This window comes from Wolbachia endosymbiont (group A) of Anomoia purmunda, assembly GCF_947251545.1.
Classification (GTDB): Bacteria; Pseudomonadota; Alphaproteobacteria; order Rickettsiales; family Anaplasmataceae; genus Wolbachia.
The window spans coordinates 957803-983187 of record NZ_OX366362.1 but is presented as its reverse complement, the minus strand read 5'-3'; the positions used below and the strand labels follow the sequence as shown (position 1 = coordinate 983187).

Below are 25385 nucleotides of genomic sequence, written 5' to 3'. Positions count from 1 at the left end.
GAATCCAGCTTTTGATCGAAAATGTTGTATAGTGTACCTGTTTACAGTCAATTTTTCTGGATCCAAGTAGTCAAGCTACTCGGATGACACCGTTTATTGTAACATACGCGTCAAGTTAAGAAGCAAGGGTAAGAAAATTCAATGAACTTAAGGTGGATACTCTAGTTTTTCTATATCTATCTTTCACAGAAAATTGTGACCAGTCTGTGGTAAGTTTTTTCAGGAAAATTCTCAAATTATTAATTTTACTGCTTAACGCTAAAAACAACTCCCTAATCCTTCTTTTTAATTCAATGAATGCCTTTGTTAAACTCAGCTCTGTATTCTCTTTCAGTTTTATACAACCAACTATTCCATGAAATATAAGAATTGCGCACAATTTAGCGTATAGTTCACATAATACTCTGTATGGTTTTCCTTTAAGTTCGTCAAGCCTGATGTGACTCTTATACAATTTAAATAATAATTCAATCTGCCATCTTACCCTGTAAACTGTTAATACTTGTTCAGCGCTGATTTTACTCTCTGGAACGTTAGTTATGAATATCGACCAATCCAGCAATTTTTGATTCTTTTGAGAAGATGTATATCCATGTGATTTTGCTAACTTATTAGCCCTTCTTCTTCTAATTATAGACTGTTCTTCAGTTAATTTTTGACATATAATTCTCACTTTAATTTTTACTTCTTTTCCTAATAGCACTTCCATCTCTAGAAGGGATTGACCTTCTAAACATTCCAACAACTCTATTTTTTGATTTGTTTCTATATCATATATATTGGTATCAGACTTATAACGACTAACAAAATATGCACCTGCTTCATCAATCTGTTTAAAAGAACTAGGCACAAAGTAGCCCAAATCAAATATTAGCAAATCATTGGCTGATAAACCGTTCAGATAATCCCTATAACCTTGATCCGACCTTATTCCTTCTATTAAATTTAACTTATCTAGCGCTTGGTTCAGGTAATCAAAGACTAACTGCAGCTTTATTCCTGATTTGGTATTACTCTCACAATCTCTATAGCTACTCCCATATCCTTTGTACATATCTTCCATGCTACTGGGCAGGCTAATATAATCCAAACCCTGTTTTGTAATTTCTATCGAGTCTTCATTTAGCAATTGGCACATTGTTTCTATGCTGCAATCACCAACTCCTATGTTACCAAAAACCATAGCTTTTATGAATGATGAGCCATTAAGTTTTCTCTTTCTTTTTATAAAACCTACTGCAATTGATATTTCGTCTGCTTTTTCATTAAAGAATTCATTGAGGTCTTTTGATAAGCAAGCTATTCTGTCCATTGTAAGTTCTCTCATTCACATATCCAAGAGAACTTATACCTTATTCTTTTCCTTCACTCTATCAATTTTACTTACACTTTTCCTTAACTTGACGCGTATGGGGATGACAACCTTCTAACTGCTTTACGAAGACTCTACCCTCTAGCCTCACACCGTAAAAGCAGTATTTTTATGTAAAACTTATTTCAACGTAGCACTTGTCAAGTAAGTCGTCCCATTCAAAAATTTTTGTTTTGCCTCATAATTAACCTTATAGCTGTTTTAATTTTAATTGGTTAAATTATTATTAACTTGCCAGGCTAGATCCAAAAAATAGCATAATCAATATGCAAATTGTAATAGAAATCACGTTTGCGTATGGTTTATTGCTATGCGGTTAATCTTTCCTCAATCCAAGCTGCTTGAATAGCTTCGAGTATTTTTTCGTTACAGCGTTTTTCATCATCATCAAATTCCTCTAAACTCAAAACCTTTTTTTTAAGCTCAGTGAATCTGATACTAATTATATTCTCATCTGGAAATTTTTCTTCCAGAGCTTCTACAATATCTTCTATATCAAGCCATTTCATACTTTTTTGTATTTATCTGCTAAGTTAAATTGGTGCCCATGGGGAGACTTGAACTCCCAAGGTCGCAAAACCCACGGATTTTAAGTCCGCTGCGTCTACCGATTCCGCCACACGGGCTTTTTTTATCTATCTAGAGTAAAACTCTACTACTAAATTGACTTCCATGTCTGCTGAATAAGGAACCTCAGAATATTGAGGTGACCTCAAATACTTCACTGAATGCTCTTTACTATCTGCTTCTAAATAATCCGGAGCCTTGCGCTCTTGTTTTTGTTCAGCCTCTACTACTACAGGAATTTTTCCTGCCCTTTCTCTTATTTTTATTATATCACCTGGCTTCACTCGATAACTCGATATGTTAACCACCTTATCATTAACTGTAACGTGCTTGTGAGATATGAGCTGCTTTGCTGAGTAAATTGTTGGAACAAGACCAGAGTGGTATAAAACAGAACTTAATCTCGATTCTAAGATACCGATAAAATTATCAGCCGTATAACCCTTTCTGTTATAAGCATCTAAAAATGTACGTCTGAGCTGCTTACTTGAAATCGCATAGTAAAACTTAAATTTCTTATGCGCAGCAAACTGCTTACCAAAGTCGGATAACTTCTTGAATCCAAGAATACCATGTTGACCTGGAGGGTATTTCCTTTTGTTTACTGGGTCTTTAGCTCTACCCCATAAATTTACACCAAGTCTACGGCTAATCCTATACTTTCTAGTGATAACAGTTGTCATATAAAAACTCTCACGATTTAACTTTAGATTATTAAGGATTTTAGCACTCAGTGTCAACTTGTTTTTGCTGATATAATCTTTTATACTTTATTTTTAAGTTTTTCTATGAATCATCTACCTTTGGAATCTATGGCAAACGCCATCCGTTTTTTATCAATTGATGCAGTACAAAAAGCAAACTCTGGACACCCAGGTATGCCACTTGGCATGGCAGATGTTGCAACTGTTTTGTTTGCTAAATATCTGAATCATAATCCTGATAATTCTCAATGGTTCAATAGAGATCGCTTTGTTTTATCAAACGGCCATGGGTCAATGTTACTATATTCAATATTATATTTGACAGGTTATATTAGCATAGATGAGCTAAAGAATTTCAGGCAAATGGGATCCAAAACCCCAGGTCATCCAGAGTTCGGCTTGACTTCCGGGGTAGAGGCAACAACAGGCCCTCTCGGTCAGGGGTTTGCCGCTGCTGTTGGCATGGCACTTGCTGAATCAATCCTTAAAAAGCAATTCAGAATCAATCACTACACTTACGTGATGCTAGGGGATGGCTGTCTTATGGAAGGAATAAGCCATGAGGTAGCATCACTTGCTGGGCATCTTAAATTGAATAAGCTCATAGCTCTTTTTGATGATAATGATATCTCTATAGATGGCGCTACTTGCCTTTCCTGCTCTGATGATGTAGAGAAACGCTTCTTAGCGTATGGATGGAATGTTGACAAAATTGATGGCCATGATTTTGATGCCATATCCTTTGCAATAGAGCAAGCAAAAAAGTCTGATAAACCTACAATGATCTGCTGCAAAACCATTATCGGAAAGTTTTCAAGCCGTGCTGGCACATCCTCTGCTCACAGTGGTGCTTTTTCGGAGGAAGACATCAAACAGATGAGAGAGAAATTAAACTGGAGTTATGAACCATTCCATGTACCAGAAGATGTGAAAAATGCCTGGAAGAAAACTGTTGAGAGAGCAAAACAAAACTACACGATGTCATTCCAGTGCGTGACGCTGGAATCCAGGAAAGAAGAAAAAGAATGGATCCCAGTGTCAAGCACTGGGATGACAGAAGAGAATGCTGGGATGACAGGGTATCATGTAGAACTTCAAAGACGGTTAGATAAACGCCTACCAGATAATATCGATAGTGTTTTGGCTAACTTGAAGAAACAAATACACGAGACAATGCCAAACGAAGCTACTCGATCTTCTTTTGGCAGAGTAATGGAACTTTTAACTGAGTCTATGCCGGAATTAATCGGCGGTTCTGCTGATCTTACTGGGTCAAATTGCACTAAATATAAGCACATGCAGGTAATAGATAGTAATAATTATAGTGGTTCTTATGTCCACTATGGAGTGAGAGAGCACGCTATGGCAGCATGTATGAATGGTATGGCACTTCACGGCGCGATTCTTCCTTATGGCGGCACTTTTTTGGTATTTTCCGACTATTGTCGTCCTGCTATACGTCTTTCAGCTCTGATGAAGAAGCAGGTTATCTATGTAATGACTCACGACTCAATTGGAGTGGGAGAAGATGGCCCAACTCATCAGCCAATAGAGCATTTAGCTTCTTTGCGTGCTATACCAAATCTATATGTTTTTAGGCCAGCCGATGCAGTTGAAACTCTGGAGTGTGTTAGTATTGCACTCGAAAAGAAAGAATCTCCAGCACTGTTTGCGCTTTCAAGGCAAAACGTAAGTTACATGCATTCTGATATCGATCAATCTGCTAATCTATCGAAGTTTGGTGCATATATTTTGTGTGAATGTTCAAAAGAATTAAAAGTGACGATATTTGCTACGGGGTCCGAGGTTGAAATTGCAGTTGAAGCAGGGAAGAAATTGCAGGAAAAGGGTATAGGTACAAGGATTGTTTCTATGCCATGCTGGAGGCTTTTTGACGAGCAAAGCGATGAATATAAAGCGGCAATATTAAATAATGACAGCATTAAAGTTGCAATTGAATCCGGAAGTGAAATGGGTTGGCATAAATATATAGGTTCAAACGGTATATTTATTGGCATGAAAAGCTTCGGAGAATCAGCACCTTATAAAACACTTTATGAGCATTTTAATATCAGCGCAGATCATGTGGTAAAATGTGTGTGTGAATTTTATCATTCCACTGTATATATTCAATAGAAACTACTTGACACCCTCCGCCAGCCCCCTTATCATCAAACTGAAGCTATTTATTTATCTTCTCTGTACAGATTAAATGACAAAAAAACTCAACGTATCTGGCGTCTCATGTTTAATTTTCTGCACTATGTGCACTCTATGTCTTTATCAAATTTCTAGGTTTTTATCTACATAAGCTGAAATACGCTTATAAAGCATTTAAAACATTAAAAAACGCCAACTTAAAAAATGGATAGTGAATAATTAGCTACCCTAGGTTTTCTTTTGCCTTTTTTTCTGTTTAGTAAATTTCTTAATGTTTATAGCTAACATAAAGCTAAGTATGAACTTTGTTAAACACAACAAATGGTGTCATCCCAGTGCTTGACACTGGGATCCAGCCTTGCCGTAATTCCATCAAGAACGTTGTATTTTACATAACACTTTTATGCTTACCAACCCAGTGTCCAATCAAAATTCCTGGATCCCAGTGTCAAGCACTGGGATGACACCGAAGGGGCTACTCGGATGACACCATTCTTTTTCCTGGATCCAAGTAGTCTGGGCACTGCCTCCGGGCACTGCCGTCATAAAAGAACCAGTGTCAGCTACTTGCATGACACCATTTGTTGTAAACTCACTTTTACTCTATGATTATCTTTTAGATCACCTTGTCTACCTTTATTCTGCCACTCCGCTGAACGGATACCGCAAAAGGTCTTTTGTGTTGATAATAATTTAAAATCTATAGTAGACTAAAAAAGATTATTAAATTATAATATAACATATGATAAAAGACGAGAAATCGAAAACAATTTTTGAAGTGGAAGGGGCAATAACTGCTTTACTACCTGCAGCAGAATTTAGAGTGAAACTGGACAATGAACATGAAATTATCTGTCATGTATCAGGGAAAGTGAGAAGAAGTAAAATACGCATCATTATAGGGGATAGGGTGTTAGTTGAGATGAGCATTTACGATAGGAATGCGAGAAAGGGTAGGATCATTAGAAGGCTTAAAGGTACAAGTGACAGAACGATCTCTAAATAATCTTATTCTTGCTTCATCATCGAAAAGGCGTATAGCTTTACTAAAACAAATAAACATTGAGCCAGGTTTAATTTTGCCAGCAGATATAGATGAAGCCCCTTTAAAAAAGGAACTTCCGAAGGATTACTCAATCCGTATGGCAAAAAGTAAAGCGGAGAAAATACAAAGCTCAAATCCAAATTACTTTGTGCTTGGTATTGATACAGTTGTTGCTTGTGGTAGAAGGATATTGCTCAAAGCTGAAAACGTTGAGCAAGCAGAAAAATGTATCCGCTTGTTATCAGGAAGAAGGCATAGAGTATATACCAGTGTATGTCTATTAACTCCCGATCAATCCAAACAACATATTAGGACTGTGGTTACAATAGTGAAATTTAAACGTCTCAGTGAACAAGAAATTAAGTATTATTTAGCATCAGAAGAGTGGAAAAATAGGGCAGGGGGATGCAATATACAAGGCCTAGCTGGAATGTTCGTATTGTTCTTACGCGGCTCCTATTCTTCCGTCATCGGATTGCCGTTACACGAAACCTATTGTTTGCTAAGTAATTATTTTAACTTCAATTTATATTGAAATACCTTTATTAGTATCTTTTTTTTGTTGTGACTCAGCAACCTGTTTAGCCCAATCTAGTGGTCTTTTATTTCTGTTAGCTAATGCAATTCTATTGCGATCATAACCATCAGTGTGTTCTGTTAAAGTATCTCCTCTTTCTTCTTCTATTACTCCAGCTTTCAGTTGTGCTTCATCTTTCTCTAATAATTTATATAGATTACTACTGTTATCTATAGTCAGATTAGTATCAGCATTTTTTTGTTCTGCCACTGTTTGTACATCTGCTAAGCCGTCCTTTAGCAATCCAGCTTCTGATAAACGTTCTTTGGTTTGTTCGCTCATTTCTTTCTGATCCACCGGTTTTAGTGGGAACTTCTGAGTTTCTTTATCCAACTTACTGGTAAATTCTGTAAGTAGAGTGTCATCTCTTTGTTCAACATTCATGAGGCTCGCTTTTAACTGTCCAGGATTTACTTGAGATTGTTCATGATTGGCATGAGTTGGAGATGAATAGCCCGAATCGTTTGCTTTTATGTCTGTTGAGCTGTCTTTTAGCAACCCAACTTCTCTCAAGCGTTTTTTAGTTTCTTCGCTAATCTGACTCTGATCAGCTGGTTTTAACCCGAGATTTTCTTGACCTAATGTATTTTTAAGTTCTTCAAATAGAGTTAGATTACTTTGTCTAATATATTCTTCTAATTTCCTTCCTACCTGTTTTAAATCTGTTTGAGATTTACTATCACTATTAGTTGGAGATATATAGCCTGAATCACTTATACTATTTGGTGTTGAAGCAGAGACACTAACAGTTGGACCTTCGACTATTTTTACATCTGCTAAATCGTCTTTTTGCAATTCATCTTCTTTATCTTGTGACAGTTTATCAGTAGAATCAACTTGCCTTAATCCTCTATTATCCTGCTGTGATCTATCTCTGATTTCCTTAAGAAGATTTTCAGGTGGAGTTTGATCACTTTGTTCAATGTTCTCTAAGCTCCTCTTTGGCTGTTCAGGATCTACTTGAGGTTGAGCATGAATTTGAGATGAATAGCCCGAGTCACTTTTATTATTGAGTGCTGTAGCAGAGAGCGGCTGTTCACTTTCTTTCCACTTAGCATCACTAGCATCTTGGTTATCACTGTTATCTGGAGAAGGTGAATAAGGAATTCTGTCCTTTAATGTCTCTAACGGTGATAGGTTATTTTTTCTACTTCCTGCAATTGATGCTTCTCTATCATCAACATCAATGTGCCGTAAGTTGTTTTTCTTGAAATTTCTGATGTCTTGTAACAGATCGCCTTTGCTATTTCCTTCTTGTTGCTGGGTTTTAGGTTGTTGCTGATCATTAGGTGTTTGCTCACTTCTATCTGGTTTTTGGCTTCCAGGTACAGCATGTTCAAATGTAGCAAATGTAGGATTGTAATACCGTTCATCTTTTTGCCTATTATCTTGATTGTGGCTTACGGATTTGGTGAAATCCGAAGGATCAGAAGATGGGAATCCGTAGTTGTTTCCACTTGATACAGTGGTTGGCTGATGCTCACCTTTTTGCTGATTATTAGGTGTTTGCTCATTTTCGCGCAAGTCATCTGGTTTTTGGCTTCCAAGTTTGCTTCTCCCTTGCTCATTGAAAACATCTTTTTCAGGTGGTAGTGAACTAGTTCTAGTTGGTACTTGTGGAGGAGTTTTTTTGTTCTGAGGATTCTCCTCAAAAAGCGATTGGAGGTTATAAACTTGACCTCCCGAATTTGCTTTTCGTGCTGCTTGTCTAAGCTCACGCTTTTCTTTAGCCTCCTGAGAATTAATTTTATCGTCAAAATCTTTTCCAATTCCGCTATCGTAAGACTGCCTTCTGATGTTAGATTGTGGTCCAAAATGTGAATGGTGATCTTCTTTTTTTCGAGTTATATCAGTAGCTTGAATGCTAACATCTCTCTTAACATCTCTCTTAACATCTCTTCTTATTGTAGTTTCAAATGATGACGTGTTATGTTGCACTTCACTCTCTTGTGCTTTTCCTTTTTTTCCGAATTCTATTTTATGCAAGAATAAACCACCTATTTTTACGTCTTTATTTGCTTTTAGCTGATCTTCAGTAACGCCATTACCTTCAATAAGTTCTACACCATCTTTATCAATATTGATTTTGATAGTACACTTTTCCCCATTCACATACCAATTTAGCGTCATTTCATATGAACCATCGGTTACGACATAATGTCTTACTTTTCTCTTTTCTTTCCCTTCACCTTCCTCGGCAACAAAACCATGCATTCCGCTCTTTCCATCACTATGCAACGTTGAAAACCCCGAGATTCCATTCTTCTGACAAAAATCACTGTTTAAAAATTCGCTGATTTTGAACTCTTTCTTGTTATCCTCCAGTGTAATACTTGCATGATTACCATATATTGAAACTTTTTTATCTTTAACATCATCATTAATGTTATTAGCAATAGTAATATATTTATTCAACTCTTCTTTAGCTTTATCTTCAAGCTCTTGTCTAGCTTTGTTTGTCTTGTCGCATTCCTGAAGAATAACTCCACATGCTTCATCTTTGTCTTTGTTCCAATCCCAATTGGTGCGTTCTGTTAAAAACTTTACTGTGTTAAAATCAACTCTAGCATTATAAATTGGGTCGTCTTCCTTTTTTCTTTCATTAAATAAAGAAAAAATTTCTTGAATGCGCTTATTATAAATGTGTTCTTGTTGTGTATCGTTAGTGCCCATATATCCCTCACTAATAACCCTCTGCCTTTAGTGCTAGCTAATACTAGCTAATATGATTATTACGGGCATTGGTTGAATTTTTATTAAGGAAGGTTGTGTTACTAATGTGATGACACAAGCTATTTTATGGTAACATCAAACGATTTAAGTTGTCATTCCAGTCTGGAATCCAGCCTTTCACGAACCCCATCAAAAATGTTGTGTTTTAACATAAGATTAGCTACTTTTATACTCACTAACTTAGTGCCAATCAAGATTCCTGGATCCCAGTGTCTGGGCACTGGGATGACATCCTTCTTGGCGGAAATCACTCTTATATCACAACAGCTGCATAGCCTAAATTGCTTTAGCTATAGCTCTGTTTTTGCAACTTCAAATATCTGCTACTCACAGTAAACACTTCTGGATCTTGAGAGGTTAGCTCGAGTATAGCGAGTATGTTGATAAACAACAAAGCAGCAATCGAGATATCAGCAACATCCCATAGTAACCGGACTTTACCTATTGCACCAAGTGGAATGATTAAGGTAAAAACTACAGTCCAGATTTTAGTGTATTTATTATCCATAGACACATAGCGTATTGTCTGTTTTGAGCAAAAAAACCAAGTAAAAATAGTAGTGAAAGCAAAACAAAACATTATGGCCATAATTAAATAGTCAATATAGGGCCAATTCATAGCTTTTCTAAAAGCAAATATGCACATGTTAGTACTCTCTAAATCAGTGACCCAAGAATCTGTGACAAGCAGTACCATCGTTGTAATGAACACTATGAATGCAACTATAAAAGGCGATATTATTGTGATTAGACTCTGTTCAATAATAAATTTATTGTTATTTTTCTTAGGAACAATTGAAGAGTGCACGATTCCTTCAAGGCCAAGCCCTATATCTGTTGCAAAAATACCTTGCAAAGTTCCAACTTGAATAATAGTCAACATTTCTAAAATCAAACCTAGAGATAAACCAGAGTTAAAGCTACTAGTTGTAAAAAAACTGCTTGTTATTAGTTTTAGAGAAGGAAGGATATTTTCACTAAACTTAAATAATATGATACCGCAAAGTATGAGGTAACTTACCGTCATTATCGGTATCATAGCCGATATAAAAATTTTAATTTTTTTTAAGCTGAGAACTGCAACAACAAAAAATATTATGGCCATTACAATGCCACCAATGACTACAGGCACATCTATCATGTTAAGTGGTATTGATAGAGAATTTACCTGAACAAGGTTACCAACTGTTATTGAAACCATTATCATAACAACTAGAAACACAATTGTAGCTTTTCTAGAGTTAAATGCATCAGCCATGTAGGCTATAGGGCCACCTATAAACCGTCCGTTCTTTTCCTTTCTGGTTTTTATACTTAGATAACAAGTGACATATTTTATCACAGAAGTGATAACAATAATTATTGCCATCCATAAAATAGAGCCCGGTCCTCCGGTTTTTAGAGCAACAGCAGTTCCTGAAATATTTCCTACTCCTAAATTTCCCCCTAAGATTGTAAACAGGGCGGCTATAGAAGAAAATTTATTTTCTCCTCTTTTAACTCCAATGAGTGAAAGGGCGTACGGCAATCTAAATATCTGTAGCCATTTTAGTTTAACCGACAGGTAAACACCAGCAACTAGCATGAGTAATATTGTTGGCAGTAATAAAACAAACTTTACTATATCCATTTACATACTAAAAGTGAGTGTTTTGATCTAAGTATACATACAAAAGTTGAAAATACCTAACCTATTTTCTATGTATGACTTCGTTCCTGTCATTCTAGAAACCTTTTCTTGTCATCCCAGTGCGTGACACATAACTGTACGAACATTGTAATATGGTACAATGTTAAAACGATGTCATTCCAGTGCTTGACACTGGAATCCATCTTTTAATGCAACCCCTCACCAAAAATATTGTGTTTTAACATAAGGTTAGCTACTTTTATACTCACCAACTTAGTGTCCAATCTGGATCCCAGTGCCCAGGCACTGGGATGACATCTTTTTTCTTGGTACAAATTACTCTTATATCTCAATGTTTGTACAGTTAGTGCGTGACACTGGGATCTAAATTTTTTATGTGAAATCATTATGTTTATATACTTGTAGGCCCAAGTTCCTCACATAGTGAACAAAAAAGTAAATGAGATTCCAGTGTCACGCACTGGAATGACACCTACCCCATGAGAACCCTATTTTTCATACCACTCATTTATAAGTTTATTGATATCAGAATCTATAAAATCCTTTAGTGGCTGTTTGATTTTTATCTCAGCATTTTTAGGGATGCACCTATCTTTACATATCGCATAATTTATATGGAAGTTAAGGTCAATATACCCCTGATTTGAAAACATATTCATCTTAAAGGGAAATAATACCATGTCCTCATATACGTTACTGATAAATATCTCTCTTCCTACTTTATCTCTATGTTTTTTTGGAGTAGGCCAGTAAATATCTATGTTTAATGTGTTACCCTTGCAATCAAAAGAAGTGGGAAAACCGAAATCTCCAGGATCTTTATAATATATGTGCCAGCCTGGTTCTACTGTAACCCTTATTGCACCTTTAAGAGTGAGGCTTGCTTCATTTATCTCGCCAATAAGTAAATCAAATTTTGCAATTTCCTCGTCAGCATATAGTTGAGTGCAAGAAAAAAATAAAAACAATATTAAATATATATGTATTTTCATTAAGGTAAATTTCTCCTTTTATAGAGAAAGTGATTTAGATTTTAATTATTATATTTAATAGCATTATATAGATTATTTATTAATATAGCATTATGCTATAGCTAAACTGACTTACGACAATCTGAAAAACGACAAATTCGTCATCCCGCTACTTGTTAGCGGAATCTATGCCGAGATACCGCGAATGAATCCACAACTGTACGAACATTGTGATTTTGGCCCATCAGGAGGGTGTCATCCCAGTGCTTTACACTGGGATCCAGGAATTTTATTAAGTTGGCAAGCATAAAAATAGCTGTTTTTTGTTAAAATACAATGTTTTGATGATTATGGAAAGGATGGATTCCAGTGTCAAGCACTGGAATGACATCATCTAACGAACAGTAAAATGTGAGATTTTTTGGAACTACCGTGGAGCAATTGCTCCACGGTTTCATTCTACTTAGAATCCACCCATGCCACTCATTTCTCCTGCACCCATAGGAGATGAAGCATTTTCTTTGCTTGGTACATCAACTATCATAGATTCAGTAGTTATCAGCACACTCGCAACAGATACCGCTGTTTCAAAAGCAATACGCACCACTTTTGCTGGATCAATCACACCAGCTGTAAATGCATTAGCATAATTCATAGCCTCAACGTTGTATATAAGCTCTTTATCATTCTGCTTAATCAAATAGTCAATTATAACAGCAGATTCAAGACCAGCATTTTTGACTAACCTTCTAATTGGAGCACTGAGAACTTTCTTGATAATGTTTATGCCTATTTGCTCTTCGTCACTTGCACCTTTTAACTTATCAAGTGCAGATGAAGCATAAAGAAGCGCAACTCCACCACCTGGAACTATACCTTCTTCAATTGCAGCTCTTGTTGCATGCAGCGCATCTTCGACTCTATCTCTACGTTCTTTAACTTCCACTTCAGTTGCTCCACCAACTTTGAGCACAGCAACACCACCTGATAATTTCGCTAAACGCTCTCTTAGCTTTTCTTTATCATAATCAGAAGTTGAAGTTTCAATTTGAGATTTGATCTGCTCGATTCTAGCTTTCACACTGTCAGAATCGCTATTTTCGCTGACAACTGTGGTATTATCTTTAGTAATTTTAACATTTTTAGCCGTACCAAGATCATCAAGCGTGAGATCTTGCATCTTGATTCCAAGTTCATCTTTTATGACATACTTAGCACCAGTCAAAGTTGCTATATCTTCAAGCATCTCCTTTCTTCTGTCACCAAAACCTGGAGCTTTTACTGCAGCAACTTTTAAACCACCACGCAATTTATTGATAACTAAAGTGCTTAATGCTTCACCTTCGATATCCTCTGCAATAATAACCAAAGGTTTACCAGATTTAACAATAGCTTCAAGAATAGGAAGTAAAGGTTGAATAATATTTAATTTTTTCTCTGTAATTAATAGATAAGGATTATCAAGCTCCACGATCATTTTTTCATTATTTGTAATAAAATACGGAGAGAGATAACCGCGATCAAATTGCATGCCAGTAGTCAGCTCAACTTCTAACTCTTTTGAACCTTTACTCTCTTCAACAGTTATTACACCCTCTTTTCCAACTTTTTTCACGGAATCAGCGATACTGTTACCTATATCCTTATCACCATTTGCAGAGATTATTGCAACTTGTGCCACTTCGTCTATTTTCTCTAGAGAAATTGTACGAGACATTGACGCAATTTCCTTTAATATTACATCTTTTGCCTTCTGTATTCCGTTTTTAATACCAACACGATCGTTTCCAGCAGCAATTGATTTTGAAGCTTCCATTATCATATTGCTAGTTAGTATTGAGCACGTTGTTGTACCATCACCAACTTTGTCGTTACATTGAGAACAACTCTGTGCAAAGATGCTTGCTATCGCAGCGTTTAATGGTTTTTCAGGCTTGATACCCTTCATCACCTTATAACCATCTTTTGTAATTTCTGGTGCTCCATAGGGCTTATTAATCCCTACCGTTTTTCCTCTAGGTCCCGCAGTTATTGCTACCGTTGAATCCACTATTGCTGCGACTTCACGAAAGGCTTCTTGCAACTGCTCACCTGATACTACTACATTAGTCATTTTTATCACCTCTTGTTAATAAAAAATTTAGAAAACTATAATAAAACCATTTACAATGCGTTATGTTGCGCTTTGTTTTAGTTTAGTAAAAATAAAGACTGCTACTTAATGACAGCAAGTATATCGGACTCTTTCATCACGATAAGCTTTTCATCATTATGTTCTATTTCTGTACCAGCCCATTGACGATAGAACACTTTATCACCAGCTTTCACAGTTAAAGTTACGCGTTCGCCACTTGAATTGCGTGAACCTTCACCAACTGCTATAACTTCACCTTTAGTAGGTTTCTCTTCAGCACTTGATGGAAGCACAATTCCACCTTGCTTTTCTTCGCTAATAGGCTTGATCAGCACGCTATCATCTAATACATTTAAACTTATACTTGACATTTGTTTTTCCTCATCAACAAATTAACTTATAAGTTTATATATATACTCGTAAGTTAGATTTCAAGGGCTGGAGCTTGTAAAATATGCACACCATATAAAATATGCACGCCAAAAGCAGTTTCTAAAAGAGCCTAATGTTATATAATAGAATTTAGATTTATTTATAGAGATTTCATGAGTTATATACCATTCTTAAGTCGTGGTGTGATAGTGCTATATGGGCCTGATACTAGAGATTTTCTGCAGGGTATTATAACCAATGATATTAATAAGTTGGATAGCCAAAAAGCCATTTACTCTTTATTGCTTAGCCCTCAGGGAAAATATCTATATGATTTTTTTCTTATTGAATATGGTAAATACACCCTCTTGGAGTGCGAAAACATGCATTTGCAGCAAATAATCGAGAAACTAGATTTGCTTAAAACTTATTTGAGAGTGAAGATTAAAGACGTTAGCGCACTATATAAGGTTGGAGTTTTGTTTAATACTAAGTTGGCGGAGTGTAGTGGTAAGTCACAAGTTATTTTTCAAGATCCAAGGCACAAGCTGCTAGGAATGAGGATCATACATAAAGATGAAATAAAAGAGCCGGTTGGGGATTTTACTCAGTATGAAAAAGTTAGAATTCAAAATCTCGTTCCAGATGGAGCGAAAGATATGGTGCAGAATTCATCGTTTCCGCTGCAATTTTTAATCGATAAGGTAAACGGTATAAGCTTTAATAAGGGGTGTTATATAGGTCAGGAAGTTGTAAATCGAATGAGCAGACAAGAAATATTCAGAAGAAAACTTTACCTTGTTGAGGGAGATAACGCACTTCCAGATATTGGCACTAAAGTTACAAATGAAAACAATGAGGAAATAGGGGAACTGCGCTCTAGTGTAGACAACATTGGACTTGCATTGCTTAATACTCAAAAAAGTCATGCAAATTTATATGTCGATGGGGTCAGGTGCGTTAAGACGTTGAAGTCTTAAGGTAGCGCATATAGAAACGAAAAACTTGCTTGACACCCTTCGCCAGCGCCCTTATCATGAAACTGAAGCTATTTATTTATCTTCGCAATCTCTGCAGTGGATTAATGACAAAAAAACTTAATGTATTTGGCGTAAATCATGCTTAATTTTTTGCACTATGTGCACCTCATGTCTTTATAAAACTTTTAGGTTTCTACCTATACAAGCCGAAACGCGCTTATAAAGCGTTTAAGACAGTAAAAGACGTCAAATAGACAAGGGAGAATTTGAATACTAGCTACCCTAGGGTTTCTTTGCCTTTTTTTCCGCTCAGTAAATTTCTTAACGTTTATAATTTAGGTTAGTTGCATTTAAAAGCAGCTAAATTGCAGCGTTTAGAATAAAAAACGCCAATAGACTTCTTTCAAAATTCATGTAGGGAGCTCAAAATTGTGAATTGCAGCAATCAAATTAAACCTTAAACCAAAACGTTTTCGTCGGTTTCTATACCTGTCCGAGATGATTTTAAACCTTTTCAATTACGTTTTCAACAATTGCCCTTTGGCTCATAAGTGCCCTGTTCTCTTTTTTTTGTTCTTTGCTTAACGGATTCTTTTTCGTTTTCCTGTGCGGTAATACAACATTTTTGTGTATCTTCTGCATTCCCCTGTAGCCGGCATCAGCTAAGATTTTAGTTTGCGGCAATACTGCTACCTTTGATTCTCTAAACATCCGTGTTTTCTACCATTCGAGAAAGATGTGCATATGACTTTTCTACTCTTCTTCTCTGTTACTATTTGTGTTTTTATAGTATGCCTTTTTTTCTTTCCAGAGTAGAAGGGCTTTTGCTTTTTTTTGGTCTCTCTACTGGCGTTTCAGTTCCGTCTATTACTAAAACTTCATATTCTACATCACTCTTTAATAGCTCTTTTTTTCCTGGTAATGCAAAATCTGGATGTTTTATTAATATGTCTTCTACCCATCTTATTATTTTAAAACTGTTACTTTCACTCATGCCATAGCTTTGCCCAATATGAAAATATGTACGATATTCTCTTATATATTCCAGTGCCATAAGTAGCCTGTCTTCTATGCAAAGTTTACTTTTTCTTCCACTTCTAGCTTTTTTTCTTTTATCCTCCACTTCTAGAATTTCTACCATTCGCTCAAATGTTGCTTTTTTTACCCCTGTTAAACGTCGAAACTTTTCTCCTTCTAACTTTTCTATTTCCTTATATTTCATGCTTTCAAATACTTCATCTTACACTCCCTCTAACAATTTTGAAAGAAGTCTAATGTTTATGACTAATTTTTAGATCAAACATGGAATTTCGACAAACTTAACTTTTTTGTGAGACTGTTCAGCAATAATAAATAAATTGAGAGGAAAGGTTATGGCAATAAAAAAGGAAAAATTTTTTGAAATAATAAATGAGGTAAGCAAGAATGAAGGTTTAAATGAGAATAATTTACTTGAAAGAATAGGGAGTGAGCTAAAAGATGTAAACTCAGGAGTATATAGCACTTATAACAATTTGAAGATAGATAAGCTATTCATGATACAAGATTCAGACAAAACTGTAAATTGTATGTTGTTACATCTTGCTGTGGAATGTAACAGTGTACCAATAGTAAAACTCCTACTAGAAAAGAAAGTAAAAGTTGATGAACAAATGTCGGGTGATGTTAATTCTAAATTCACTGCTTTGCACATTGCTGCTTCGCATGGTCATCAAGAGATAGTTCAGCTTTTATTGAACAATAACGCAAATCCTTCACTAAAAGATAGTCAAGGCCGAACTCCAAGGGATATTGTCGGCGATGTAAAAGATAAAAAGGCTATAATAAAAATGTTAGAGGCAGCAAGTTCTTTGACAAGAGATAATGAGAATACGAAAGCATCAGTAGTGGAAAGAGTGCGAGTATTGGAAGGACGTCAGAAAGAGAACAATAATGAAAACAATATAAACAAAGTAGATGATACATTAGAAAGAGAACTGGCTAAAAGAGATGCTGTGGCGCAAAAGTTGCAAGAGGCAGAACAAAGATTTGCCAATAATCAGAAGCGCATAGAACAAGATTACTTGCACGATCAACATCTAGAGCAGTATACTATACATAATGGTGAACAGACCTTTTTAAATAAAAGTAGTAGTGACGACAGTGGAATATGTTTTGATGGAGATGGATCTGAAGCTTTAGGCCAATCTATATTAGAAAATGGAGAAGACATTGATGCACAAGATGAAAATGGATTGACTTTTTTACATCGTGCTGCTGCAAGAAACAATAAAGAATCAGTGGAACTTTTGGTAAAATGTGGAGCAAAAATTGATGTACAGGATAAAGATGGACTGACCCCTTTACATTATGCTGCTGCATATGGTTGTGTAGAGATTGCAGAGTATCTAGTAGAAGGTGGAGCAAATGTTAATGCACAAGATAAAGCTGAGTATACTCCATTATGTTACGCTCTTGCAAATGACAAAAAAGAATCAGCCAACCTTTTGATGAAATATGGAGCAGATCGCTCATTGATAAAGGATGAAGGCCTAATAGATAGACTAAACGGTATGTATGGTCAGCTATCTTAGGCCGTTGTAAGTTGGAAATGTGATATAAAAAGAAGCAAGAAGGAAGATAACTCTATAAAAATGTGGTTATCGCCAGGCTTGAGCGACCGTAAGACGGTAGTATTATAACATACGTAGATATCAAGGTACTCAAGCCTATCCTTCGAGACGTTTGAATAGTTGTTTGGGACATATATATGCACCCGTTTACAATCTTAAATTTTAACTTAAACTCTCGAGGTTCTTTATGGTTACATCTTATCAAAATTTTATTGGCATTGATATCGGAAAACTTGAATTTGTTACTGCAGTTAATGAACAAAAAGGTGTCATCAAATTTGACAATAGTTGTGTTGGTTGGAAACAATTCTACCAAAAATTTTCAAATATCTTGCCCAACTCCATGGTAATTTTAGAAGCTACAGGAGGTTATGAGCTTGGCTTATTGTATTTTCTTATTGATAGAAACATTGCTGTGCATCGTGCTAATACTCGTCAAGTTAAAAACTTCATTCTATCTCATGGAACTTTGGCAAAGACCGACAGTCTTGATGCAAAAGCGCTTGCCCAATATGGTTCTGAGCGTTGTGGACATCTGCAGCTATTTACATCTATCTCAAAAGAACAAACCACCTTGTTTGCACTTTGTCAGCGTCGTGACGATATTACGAAAATGCTTGTTCAAGAGAAGAATAGGCTAAAAACTCCTGGAAATGATTACATTAAGGAAAGTTGTCAACAAGCTATTGAATTCCTCAACAACCAGGTAGAAAAGCTTGATCAAGCTATACAAAAAATAGTCAATGAAAATCCTGAATTGCAACGATGCCAAAAAATTCTTGAAACAGTCCCTGGAATAGGTAGAAAAACCTCTCAATGTTTATTGTGTCTCATACCGGAACTTGGTTCTTTAAATAAAAGGCAAATTGCAAGCCTTGCAGGTGTTGCGCCTCATCCTAAGGAAAGTGGTAAAGCTATTGGCTACCGAAGGATTATAGGTGGAAGAAGTAACGTTCGTTCAAAGCTTTTTACAGCTGCCATGGCTGCTGCAAGGTCCAAATCTGCACTTGGTGCCTTTTATTCTAAGCTTATTGAAAGTGGTAAGAAAAAGATGGTGGCTATAACAGCTCTAATGCGTAAAATAATAGTGATTGCTAATGCAAGGCTTAAAGAAGCAGTTAATTTGCATATTTAAAAATTTACATAGCAATAACTGAAATTGGTTAATGAATATGCGCGTCCACACACATTAAAAGCGCATATTCATTAACTTAAGCAGAAATTGCTGTGGTGGCTGTTTGATACAAAATTCTGTTTCTATAACAAATGGGTTTTTATTGCCCATATGAAGTTGCAAAACTACAAATAAAAAATTTTTAAAAAAACATAGTTGATACCTAGTACTTCTTCCCATTCCGAAACATACAATGCAACGGAAACTCCAGAAGAAGCAGAAAGGGTTAAAAAACGTAAAGTTAAGTTAAAAGAATTACGTGCTCAACTAAAGAATGAACAGAAAGAAAAACAATCACTAAAACAACAAATACAAGATCTAGAAAGTAAAAATACAACACTTAATAGCGAATTAGAAGAAAACGAAAATAAGCATTCTAAAACAAAAGTGTTGTTAGAAAAAGCGCAAAAGGAACTAGCAGAATCAAAAAGTTGCATAGTTGAACATGAGACTAAGTTGAAAGAATTCAATAAAGAGAATGAATCACTAAGACAAGAAATACAAGATCTAGAAAGTGAAAACACAACACTTAAGGGTGAATTATGCAAAACAAAAACTAAAACAAATGAAGTGTCACTAGAAAAAGTAGGAAAAAGACAATTTTCCCCAAGAGTTGCCTATGCGAGCCTTGCAGCTATGTTAGTAGTAGGTGTTCTTAGTATTGCTTCCGGATTGTCTGCTCTATTAATAGTTGCAGCTTCTGTGGTATCTGCACTGATAGCTGGTAGCGTTACATACGCAATATCAAAACCCATCGCTGAACCAAAACCTACCACTGAATTGAAAGAAGTGGATATTCAAGGTTCAGCACAACGGTGTTTGTAAAACTTAGCACCTACATCTGTACAAACATTGCAGTTTGCAGGTGGCAGATGCAAGTAGCTGCACTGAAATCCCCAAAAAAGGATGATGTTATCCCAGTGCTCCTTTTTTTGTCATCCCAGTGTCAAGCACTGGGATGACAAGAAGAGAGGGTACTTGGATAAGAGGCATTGCCCTCCTGGTAGGCCCAAATTGCAATGTTCGTACAGTTATGAGTTACACAGTAGTGTGAATTTTTTACTTTGGTAGTTTTTTATTGTCATTATAATTATGATAGTAGTTGAGTTTAATTGATATGAAAACTTTTACGAAAAACTCTAAGAGTAATGGAAAAAAGCTGGAGGAGTTTAATAAGGAAATTGAAGATATAACAACTATAGCTCAAGATAAATTTGCACATGAACTTGAAAATATCGCATATTACAGTGTGCAAAAATTTCGCAGTCTGGTTGCTAAAGAGTTAAACTCCACCTTCAATAATATTCATTCTCAAAATGTCAATCTACTAAAATCTAGCCTAGTTGAATATGCTATAAGTTCAAATTTTATCAATAAAAAAGGAGAAACAGCTTTAATACGTTCTCTTTTCAATATATTCATACGATAAAGCACTCAGAGTTATTGCTGCGCCAATTTAACTTAATGTTGCATGCAAGCTGCATAGCTAAAGTAAGTAAGATTTGCCCCACGCTGTCACGAGGTAAACCTTACTTATTCTAGCTATATCAAAAAGGAGGGTTATTATGTCAATAAGATCTACTTCACCAAGAATATCTGTGCAACGTAAATCTAAGCTTAAATCTTTTCCGGTTACTTTAGAAGAGGTTAAATCTTTTTTACGTATTGAGAACGACCAGGATGATAAGTTGATTTCAGATCTAATTTTTATGGCTACTGATTATGCTGAGTGGCATATGGAAAAGTCACTAGTAAAGCAAACATGGCAAGTTTCATATGAAGATTATGTACCTCGTAGGATCTATTTAAGCTATGGCCCTGTGAGTAAGATAGTATTGGCTACTGCAATGATATCTAAAGGTCAAGAGAAAAGAACACTTAAGTATTATTTTAGTGATGTAGGGGGCTACGTTGAGTTTTTCAATTATTTGAATGCAATAAGAGCAGATGTTGTATACGAGGCTGGCTATGACAATATTCCTGAGCAGATAAAACTAGGTATTATGCGGCATGTTTCTGCTCTTTACAAAAATCGTGAATCGGAGGTAAGTAGCCATTTGTCTGAAGTGAAGAAGGTGTATTCTCCGTTTCGCGAACTGCGAGTTGTTTTGTAGCTCTTTCTTGTCATCCAAGAACTTATCTGTACGAACATTGCGATTTGGGCCCACCAGAAGGGTGTCATCCCAGTGCCCAGACACTGGGATCTGCCACGCAAATTGCCTGCAAATTGCAATAGCCGTGTCTGTGAGGATTAATTATGAAAAAAATTCAAGCTATAAACGAGTTGTACAGTAGCATTTATGAAGCACTAAAAGCAAACTCTGATTTAAGGAAATATGTTACTAACATTTATGACTACTTACCTAAACAGGTCACCATTCCTTACCTAAGATTACGCGTAGTGAATTATAATAACCTGCATATGCTGTCCAATTTTGCTACAAAGGCAAGATTTTCATGCGACATATATACCTATCATATAGGCAGTATGTTTGCCATTATAAGGCATATTAACTTGATACTTAAGAGCATTGAAGGTTTTAATAATGAGGCCATTTTAGAAAGTAATTGTGCTATGGATCAGCACGATGAAATTTTACATTCAACAATTAATTTTGATATTTTAATAAAAGGAGGTGATAATGAGCAAATTACAGCTAAAAATTAAAGATCATGACAATAATTTTATTGTGTTAAATAATATACGAAACCTAAGGTTTACTTTGCGTAATAACAGAGAAGAGGTGAAAGATATTTCTTCTTTTGGCTGGAGGAAAGTATTGGACTCTGCTGGAAGCAGACACATTACGATAAAAATTAATGGAATTTTAGACTCTGTATTAGCTGATGAATTATTACGTAATTCTGCTATGCTAAACTCTAATAATGATTATGAAATTAGTTTTAATGCTAAGGAAAAGATAATGCTTAGGTGTTCAGTTGAATTGTATGAGAGGTATTATGATCCTGTTACTTTTGACAGCTTTACTGTCGTTTTAGCTAGCGCTGAAGTTGTAAACGCTTTTCATTAATGTTAATTTAATTTTTTCATATACAATAGTAACTGGTGAGAATTTTAACTAAATTAAAAAAAATCATGAACGACAAAGACCTTTTCGAGGAAGACGGTGATGATATTGAAGAAAATAACGATGATAAAAGAGAGAAAAGTTTAGAAAATGAAAATCAGCAAAATCAAGAAGAACAACATAAAGAGGAAGATAAGCAATACATAATACAGTATATTCAAGACTATTTGAAAGTTTTTGAGGATATTCTAAATCAGATCGACGAAGGAATTGATAATTCGGATAGTTACGAAAGGACTATGCAAATAAAGCGAAGCATAGACAGGCTCATAGAGACTTTATATAGTCAGGCTGCGTCTGAAGATATTGATGCAGAATTTGAAACCACAAAGCATACTCGCGATAAATCAGAATCTATGAAAAGAGTCAGAGAGAAAAGAAGGAAGCAAGCGATAGAAGAAGTGTTAAGTAGCATGTTTGCCCAGCAACAAAAGGAGCTAATGAACGCTAAACACTTAAGTCATGGACATGAAACAGCAAAAGATGGGGATGTCCACGAAGCAAAGGAAAAAGTGAAGTCTTCAATCAGGGGAGTGTTGTTTTCGGTGATTGCTCATAGGATGGATCCAAGAAGGAGGGCAGGGGAAACTGCTGACGGTAACGAAAAGCAAGCTCATATATATGGCAGGGAAGCAGTTGGTGGAGCTTTAGGTGCATTGTTAAAAACGTTTTTAACAGCAGTTACTGCCGTTGTGCGTGAAATTGCTAAGCCACTTCAGAAACAGGAAACATCTTTTGCAAAACAAGTTGAAGAAAGCAGAAACGCAGATTCACAAAAGGGTCGATCTGTGTAGGTTTTTCCTTGTAATAATCTTTCGATTCTGCTGTCTATTAATTCAAATTAGGGTTATAAAATTTTAGAAACTACTATACCTTGTAAAACAACTTACGATCTGTATCCATTCAGGCAATGGCGTCAACTTAAGAGCCTCCATTAGCAAACTCTCCTATGGATTTTCTGAAAAGTTTTTGAGTATATTGTATTTTTAATTTGTAGAATAAGATTTTTTCCTTTCTGCACGTCTCGTCTAAAAAGGACACATTTTAAACTTTTTTGTTGCAATAAAATAGAAACAAAAGTGCTGTTTATTGCACTTTTTGGATAATTTAATGATAAAAAATTTAGAGAGAAGTTTTACACACTATCGCTTATATTTTTCCTTAAGTTGACGCCATTGTCCGTTCAGGATAGCGGCAAGGTAGTATAACCATAGAGTAAAAGTGAGTTTACTAAAAGTTTTATAAAGACATAGAGTGCACATAGTGCAAAAAATTAAGCATAGTACACCAAATACAAGTTTTCTTGTCGTTTTAATCTGCACAGATTGCGAAGTTAAATGAAATAGCTTCATTTTCATGATAAGGGGGCTGGCGAAGCTTGTCAAGGAATTTTTATGGCCTAGCATCACGCGCTGGAATGACATTTGGAAATATGTTATCCGTTTGTCACTTCTAAATGATAAGAGCCTCAATGAATTTATTAGTTTATTACATGTCTCTTTTCATGTATAAATCTATAGAAAGTTTTATACGGAAGTTGTTTTATGAGCAAAATTATAGAAATTAGAGCGCCAAAAACTCTTGGTGGTGAGTCAGTTACGGAAGGTATAGTAAAAATAAAGAAGGGTATTGGAGAAGCAGTAAAAGTAGATGACTTGATCTTTGAAATTGAAACTGACAAAACAGCACTCGAATTAACTGCAGAAGCTTCAGGGCAAATAACTGAATTTCTTATAAAAGAAGATGATGTAATAAGTCCTGATCAATTGTTAGCGAAACTTTCTGTAGGGGAGATGATAGAAGAAGTGAAAAAAGAAGATAAAAGCGAAAGTTCTGCCAAAAAAGATGCTCCATCAGCTCGTAAAATTATGGAGGAAAATGCAATCAGCGCAGAAAGTGTTAAAGGAACTGGCATGGGAGATAGGATAACAAAAGCAGATGTAATAGGCCATATAAACAAAGCTGAACAGCCTGCAATAAAACAATATGAATTGCCAAAAAGTGTAGTGAGTGGAGAGCGAAGAGAAGAACGAGTAAAAATGAGCAAAATAAGGCAAGTAATTGCCACTCGTTTGAAAGCATCGCAAAATACTGCTGCAATACTGACCACGTTCAATGAAATCGACATGAAAAATGTCATGGATCTAAGAACAAAATATAAGGACGCCTTTGAAAAAAAATATGGAATAAAACTTGGTTTTATGTCGTTTTTTATAAAGGCAGCAGTGCAAGCACTGAAAGAGATCCCTGAAATTAATGCTGAAATCTCAGGTGATGAAATCATATATAAACATTACTATGACATAGGTGTTGCTGTTGGCACTGACAAAGGCCTTGTTGTACCTGTGACTCAGAGTGCTGATCAGATGTCATTTGCAGAAATTGAGTTGACTTTAGTTGCTCTTGGCAAAAAAGCTCGCGAAGGCAAGTTACAGGTATCAGAAATGGAAGGTGCAACATTCACTATCTCAAACGGCGGAGTATACGGTTCGCTCCTTTCTACTCCGATAATAAATCCTCCGCAATCTGGAATACTTGGAATGCATTCAATACAAAATAGGCCAGTTGCTGTTGGTAATGCAGTAGAAATCAGACCTATGATGTACATTGCCCTCTCTTACGACCACAGAATAGTTGATGGCAAAGGAGCAGTAACTTTCCTCGTTAAAATAAAAAATTATATAGAAGATCCAAATAGGTTAGTTTTGGAAGTGTAGCTCAATGAGTTGTTGTTAATTTAGCATTGCTAAAAACCTAAACGTCATCCAATTCTGCCAATAGTTTCACAACTTCCTGGTGATCAGGGCCGTAATGTTTCGTAAAGATAGATGAAGCCCGTGCAAACAACTCCTTTTGTTTCTTGTGATTACCTAGAGCACCATAGGCGTCGCTTAGGTTTACCAGTAGTTTAGCAACTTCAGGGTGATCAGGGCCATAATGTTTCTTAAAGATAGGTAAAGCTCGTGTAAACGATACTTGTGCTTTTTGAGGGTCACCTAAAGCATAACAGGTAATACCGAGGTTTATCAGTATCTTGGCAACTTCGCAATGATCAGGTCCATAATGTTTTTCTTGAATCGTTAAAGCTTGTTCAAGCAACTCTTTTGCCCTCTGAGAATTACCTAATGCCCTATAAGTGGCACCTAGGTTTGTAAGCGTAATAGCAACTTCACAATGATCAGGTCCATAATGTTCTTTATCAATTACTAAAGCCCGTTCAAGCAACTCTTTTGCTTTCTGAAGG

At 35.8% G+C, this 25385-nt stretch carries 28 protein-coding genes, 1 tRNA gene and 1 pseudogene; 15 read left to right on the top strand and 15 right to left on the bottom strand.

From position 1 onward, the window contains the following. Positions 1-115 precede the first annotated feature (115 nt). The 4 genes from OPR57_RS05180 to rpsD all read right to left on the bottom strand — a co-directional run bounded on the left by OPR57_RS05180 (position 116) and on the right by rpsD (position 2622). Positions 116-1312, bottom strand: a complete 1197-nt coding sequence (locus tag OPR57_RS05180; protein ID WP_265037552.1) for an IS4 family transposase — start codon at positions 1310-1312, stop codon at positions 116-118. A 368-nt stretch (positions 1313-1680) separates the two neighbouring features. After that, on the bottom strand, positions 1681-1881 hold the full coding sequence (iscX, locus tag OPR57_RS05175) for a Fe-S cluster assembly protein IscX (RefSeq protein WP_010962556.1): 201 nt from the start codon (positions 1879-1881) through the stop codon (positions 1681-1683). 30 nt (positions 1882-1911) lie between these two features. Then, positions 1912-1998 (bottom strand) — tRNA-Leu (locus tag OPR57_RS05170). 9 nt (positions 1999-2007) lie between these two features. Continuing rightward, entirely contained in the window at positions 2008-2622 is a 615-nt protein-coding gene (gene rpsD, locus OPR57_RS05165) for a 30S ribosomal protein S4 (protein ID WP_265036110.1), read from the bottom strand. Between the two features lie 105 nt (positions 2623-2727). Between rpsD and tkt the strand changes: the two genes are divergently transcribed. Then, positions 2728-4779 (top strand): transketolase, encoded by a 2052-nt coding sequence (tkt, locus tag OPR57_RS05160; protein ID WP_265036108.1) that lies wholly within the window; start codon positions 2728-2730, stop codon positions 4777-4779. A 329-nt stretch (positions 4780-5108) separates the two neighbouring features. After that, a complete protein-coding gene (locus OPR57_RS05155; RefSeq protein ID WP_265036106.1) occupies positions 5109-5267 on the top strand; it encodes a hypothetical protein in 159 nt (52 codons plus the stop codon). On the opposite strand, the gene OPR57_RS05150 is transcribed toward OPR57_RS05155, so the two are convergent. Next, positions 5230-5376, bottom strand: a complete 147-nt coding sequence (locus OPR57_RS05150; protein ID WP_265036105.1) for a hypothetical protein — start codon at positions 5374-5376, stop codon at positions 5230-5232. The genes OPR57_RS05155 and OPR57_RS05150 overlap by 38 nt on opposite strands. Before the next feature lie 169 nt (positions 5377-5545). On the opposite strand from OPR57_RS05150, the gene infA reads away from it, so the two are divergent. Together infA and OPR57_RS05140 are read left to right on the top strand one after the other, a co-directional pair. Further along, the gene (gene infA / locus OPR57_RS05145) at positions 5546-5809 is read left to right on the top strand and encodes a translation initiation factor IF-1 (RefSeq protein WP_265036103.1); all 264 of its coding nucleotides are present in this window, start codon (positions 5546-5548) and stop codon (positions 5807-5809) included. Further along, complete coding sequence (locus OPR57_RS05140) at positions 5787-6383, top strand: Maf family nucleotide pyrophosphatase (RefSeq protein WP_265036101.1); 597 nt, start codon at positions 5787-5789, stop codon at positions 6381-6383. Before infA ends, OPR57_RS05140 begins: the two co-directional genes overlap by 23 nt. Here OPR57_RS05140 and OPR57_RS05135 read toward each other — a convergent pair. From OPR57_RS05135 to OPR57_RS05100, 8 genes are all read right to left on the bottom strand, one after another. Continuing rightward, positions 6375-9098 (bottom strand): hypothetical protein, encoded by a 2724-nt coding sequence (locus OPR57_RS05135; RefSeq protein ID WP_265036099.1) that lies wholly within the window; start codon positions 9096-9098, stop codon positions 6375-6377. The genes OPR57_RS05140 and OPR57_RS05135 overlap by 9 nt on opposite strands. Positions 9099-9250: 152 nt before the next feature. After that, complete coding sequence (locus OPR57_RS05130) at positions 9251-9409, bottom strand: hypothetical protein (protein ID WP_153296804.1); 159 nt, start codon at positions 9407-9409, stop codon at positions 9251-9253. A 35-nt stretch (positions 9410-9444) separates the two neighbouring features. After that, entirely contained in the window at positions 9445-10788 is a 1344-nt protein-coding gene (locus OPR57_RS05125) for an alanine:cation symporter family protein (protein ID WP_265036097.1), read from the bottom strand. Between the two features lie 206 nt (positions 10789-10994). Further along, positions 10995-11195, bottom strand: coding sequence for a hypothetical protein (locus OPR57_RS05120; protein ID WP_265036095.1), 201 nt, complete (start codon positions 11193-11195; stop codon positions 10995-10997). Positions 11196-11297: 102 nt separating this feature from the next. Further along, positions 11298-11801, bottom strand: coding sequence for a protein-disulfide reductase DsbD domain-containing protein (locus tag OPR57_RS05115; RefSeq protein ID WP_265036093.1), 504 nt, complete (start codon positions 11799-11801; stop codon positions 11298-11300). Positions 11802-11956: 155 nt separating this feature from the next. Further along, on the bottom strand, positions 11957-12088 hold the full coding sequence (locus tag OPR57_RS05110) for a hypothetical protein (RefSeq protein ID WP_259346574.1): 132 nt from the start codon (positions 12086-12088) through the stop codon (positions 11957-11959). A 155-nt stretch (positions 12089-12243) separates the two neighbouring features. After that, positions 12244-13893: a chaperonin GroEL gene (gene groL, locus OPR57_RS05105; RefSeq protein WP_265036090.1), complete on the bottom strand. Its 1650-nt coding sequence runs from the start codon at positions 13891-13893 to the stop codon at positions 12244-12246. Between the two features lie 101 nt (positions 13894-13994). Continuing rightward, complete coding sequence (locus OPR57_RS05100) at positions 13995-14276, bottom strand: co-chaperone GroES (RefSeq protein WP_265037563.1); 282 nt, start codon at positions 14274-14276, stop codon at positions 13995-13997. Between the two features lie 183 nt (positions 14277-14459). Here OPR57_RS05100 and ygfZ point away from each other — a divergent pair, with 183 nt between their 5' ends. Next, positions 14460-15266, top strand: coding sequence for a CAF17-like 4Fe-4S cluster assembly/insertion protein YgfZ (gene ygfZ, locus OPR57_RS05095; RefSeq protein ID WP_265036088.1), 807 nt, complete (start codon positions 14460-14462; stop codon positions 15264-15266). Positions 15267-15676: 410 nt separating this feature from the next. Here the strand turns inward: ygfZ and OPR57_RS05090 are convergent. Then, positions 15677-16488: pseudogene (locus OPR57_RS05090) on the bottom strand (IS5 family transposase). Positions 16489-16639: 151 nt separating this feature from the next. Here OPR57_RS05090 and OPR57_RS05085 point away from each other — a divergent pair. The 10 genes from OPR57_RS05085 to odhB all read left to right on the top strand — a co-directional run bounded on the left by OPR57_RS05085 (position 16640) and on the right by odhB (position 24858). Beyond that, the gene (locus OPR57_RS05085; RefSeq protein ID WP_265036086.1) at positions 16640-17839 is read left to right on the top strand and encodes an ankyrin repeat domain-containing protein; all 1200 of its coding nucleotides are present in this window, start codon (positions 16640-16642) and stop codon (positions 17837-17839) included. 226 nt (positions 17840-18065) lie between these two features. Continuing rightward, entirely contained in the window at positions 18066-19013 is a 948-nt protein-coding gene (locus OPR57_RS05080; RefSeq protein ID WP_265036083.1) for an IS110 family transposase, read from the top strand. Positions 19014-19208: 195 nt separating this feature from the next. Continuing rightward, positions 19209-19877 (top strand): hypothetical protein, encoded by a 669-nt coding sequence (locus OPR57_RS05075; protein ID WP_265036081.1) that lies wholly within the window; start codon positions 19209-19211, stop codon positions 19875-19877. Positions 19878-20169: 292 nt separating this feature from the next. Further along, the gene (locus OPR57_RS05070) at positions 20170-20481 is read left to right on the top strand and encodes an ECH_0659 family protein (RefSeq protein ID WP_265036079.1); all 312 of its coding nucleotides are present in this window, start codon (positions 20170-20172) and stop codon (positions 20479-20481) included. A gap of 136 nt (positions 20482-20617) precedes the next feature. Continuing rightward, positions 20618-21166, top strand: a complete 549-nt coding sequence (locus OPR57_RS05065; protein WP_265036077.1) for a head-tail connector protein — start codon at positions 20618-20620, stop codon at positions 21164-21166. Between the two features lie 7 nt (positions 21167-21173). Beyond that, positions 21174-21347 (top strand): hypothetical protein, encoded by a 174-nt coding sequence (locus tag OPR57_RS05060; protein WP_265036075.1) that lies wholly within the window; start codon positions 21174-21176, stop codon positions 21345-21347. Continuing rightward, entirely contained in the window at positions 21310-21720 is a 411-nt protein-coding gene (locus OPR57_RS05055) for a DUF3168 domain-containing protein (RefSeq protein WP_265036074.1), read from the top strand. The genes OPR57_RS05060 and OPR57_RS05055 overlap by 38 nt, the downstream gene beginning before the upstream one ends. Then, positions 21695-22084 (top strand): phage tail protein, encoded by a 390-nt coding sequence (locus OPR57_RS05050; protein WP_265036072.1) that lies wholly within the window; start codon positions 21695-21697, stop codon positions 22082-22084. The genes OPR57_RS05055 and OPR57_RS05050 overlap by 26 nt, the downstream gene beginning before the upstream one ends. A gap of 65 nt (positions 22085-22149) precedes the next feature. Next, entirely contained in the window at positions 22150-22935 is a 786-nt protein-coding gene (locus OPR57_RS05045; protein WP_265036070.1) for a hypothetical protein, read from the top strand. 750 nt (positions 22936-23685) lie between these two features. Next, positions 23686-24858 (top strand): 2-oxoglutarate dehydrogenase complex dihydrolipoyllysine-residue succinyltransferase, encoded by a 1173-nt coding sequence (gene odhB, locus OPR57_RS05040; protein ID WP_265036068.1) that lies wholly within the window; start codon positions 23686-23688, stop codon positions 24856-24858. 37 nt (positions 24859-24895) lie between these two features. Here the strand turns inward: odhB and OPR57_RS05035 are convergent, their stop codons facing one another. Further along, entirely contained in the window at positions 24896-25366 is a 471-nt protein-coding gene (locus OPR57_RS05035; protein WP_265036066.1) for a tetratricopeptide repeat protein, read from the bottom strand. Positions 25367-25385 lie beyond the last annotated feature (19 nt).

Excerpts from the sequence above, each read along its gene's own strand:
- OPR57_RS05115 (WP_265036093.1), bottom strand. The coding sequence starts at position 11,801 with ATGAAAATACATATATATTTAATATTGTTTTTATTTTTTTCTTGCACT.
- groL (WP_265036090.1), bottom strand. The coding sequence starts at position 13,893 with ATGACTAATGTAGTAGTATCAGGTGAGCAGTTGCAAGAAGCCTTTCGT.
- OPR57_RS05080 (WP_265036083.1), top strand. The coding sequence starts at position 18,066 with ATGGTTACATCTTATCAAAATTTTATTGGCATTGATATCGGAAAACTT.
- infA (WP_265036103.1), top strand. The coding sequence starts at position 5,546 with ATGATAAAAGACGAGAAATCGAAAACAATTTTTGAAGTGGAAGGGGCA.
- ygfZ (WP_265036088.1), top strand. The coding sequence starts at position 14,460 with ATGAGTTATATACCATTCTTAAGTCGTGGTGTGATAGTGCTATATGGG.
- OPR57_RS05050 (WP_265036072.1), top strand. The coding sequence starts at position 21,695 with ATGAGCAAATTACAGCTAAAAATTAAAGATCATGACAATAATTTTATT.
- OPR57_RS05110 (WP_259346574.1), bottom strand. The coding sequence starts at position 12,088 with ATGCTTGCCAACTTAATAAAATTCCTGGATCCCAGTGTAAAGCACTGG.
- OPR57_RS05070 (WP_265036079.1), top strand. The coding sequence starts at position 20,170 with ATGAAAACTTTTACGAAAAACTCTAAGAGTAATGGAAAAAAGCTGGAG.
- OPR57_RS05055 (WP_265036074.1), top strand. The coding sequence starts at position 21,310 with ATGAAAAAAATTCAAGCTATAAACGAGTTGTACAGTAGCATTTATGAA.
- OPR57_RS05065 (WP_265036077.1), top strand. The coding sequence starts at position 20,618 with ATGTCAATAAGATCTACTTCACCAAGAATATCTGTGCAACGTAAATCT.
- tkt (WP_265036108.1), top strand. The coding sequence starts at position 2,728 with ATGAATCATCTACCTTTGGAATCTATGGCAAACGCCATCCGTTTTTTA.
- OPR57_RS05125 (WP_265036097.1), bottom strand. The coding sequence starts at position 10,788 with ATGGATATAGTAAAGTTTGTTTTATTACTGCCAACAATATTACTCATG.
- OPR57_RS05180 (WP_265037552.1), bottom strand. The coding sequence starts at position 1,312 with ATGGACAGAATAGCTTGCTTATCAAAAGACCTCAATGAATTCTTTAAT.
- rpsD (WP_265036110.1), bottom strand. The coding sequence starts at position 2,622 with ATGACAACTGTTATCACTAGAAAGTATAGGATTAGCCGTAGACTTGGT.
- OPR57_RS05150 (WP_265036105.1), bottom strand. The coding sequence starts at position 5,376 with ATGCAAGTAGCTGACACTGGTTCTTTTATGACGGCAGTGCCCGGAGGC.
- OPR57_RS05085 (WP_265036086.1), top strand. The coding sequence starts at position 16,640 with ATGGCAATAAAAAAGGAAAAATTTTTTGAAATAATAAATGAGGTAAGC.
- odhB (WP_265036068.1), top strand. The coding sequence starts at position 23,686 with ATGAGCAAAATTATAGAAATTAGAGCGCCAAAAACTCTTGGTGGTGAG.
- OPR57_RS05120 (WP_265036095.1), bottom strand. The coding sequence starts at position 11,195 with ATGATTTCACATAAAAAATTTAGATCCCAGTGTCACGCACTAACTGTA.
- OPR57_RS05045 (WP_265036070.1), top strand. The coding sequence starts at position 22,150 with ATGAACGACAAAGACCTTTTCGAGGAAGACGGTGATGATATTGAAGAA.
- OPR57_RS05135 (WP_265036099.1), bottom strand. The coding sequence starts at position 9,098 with ATGGGCACTAACGATACACAACAAGAACACATTTATAATAAGCGCATT.
- iscX (WP_010962556.1), bottom strand. The coding sequence starts at position 1,881 with ATGAAATGGCTTGATATAGAAGATATTGTAGAAGCTCTGGAAGAAAAA.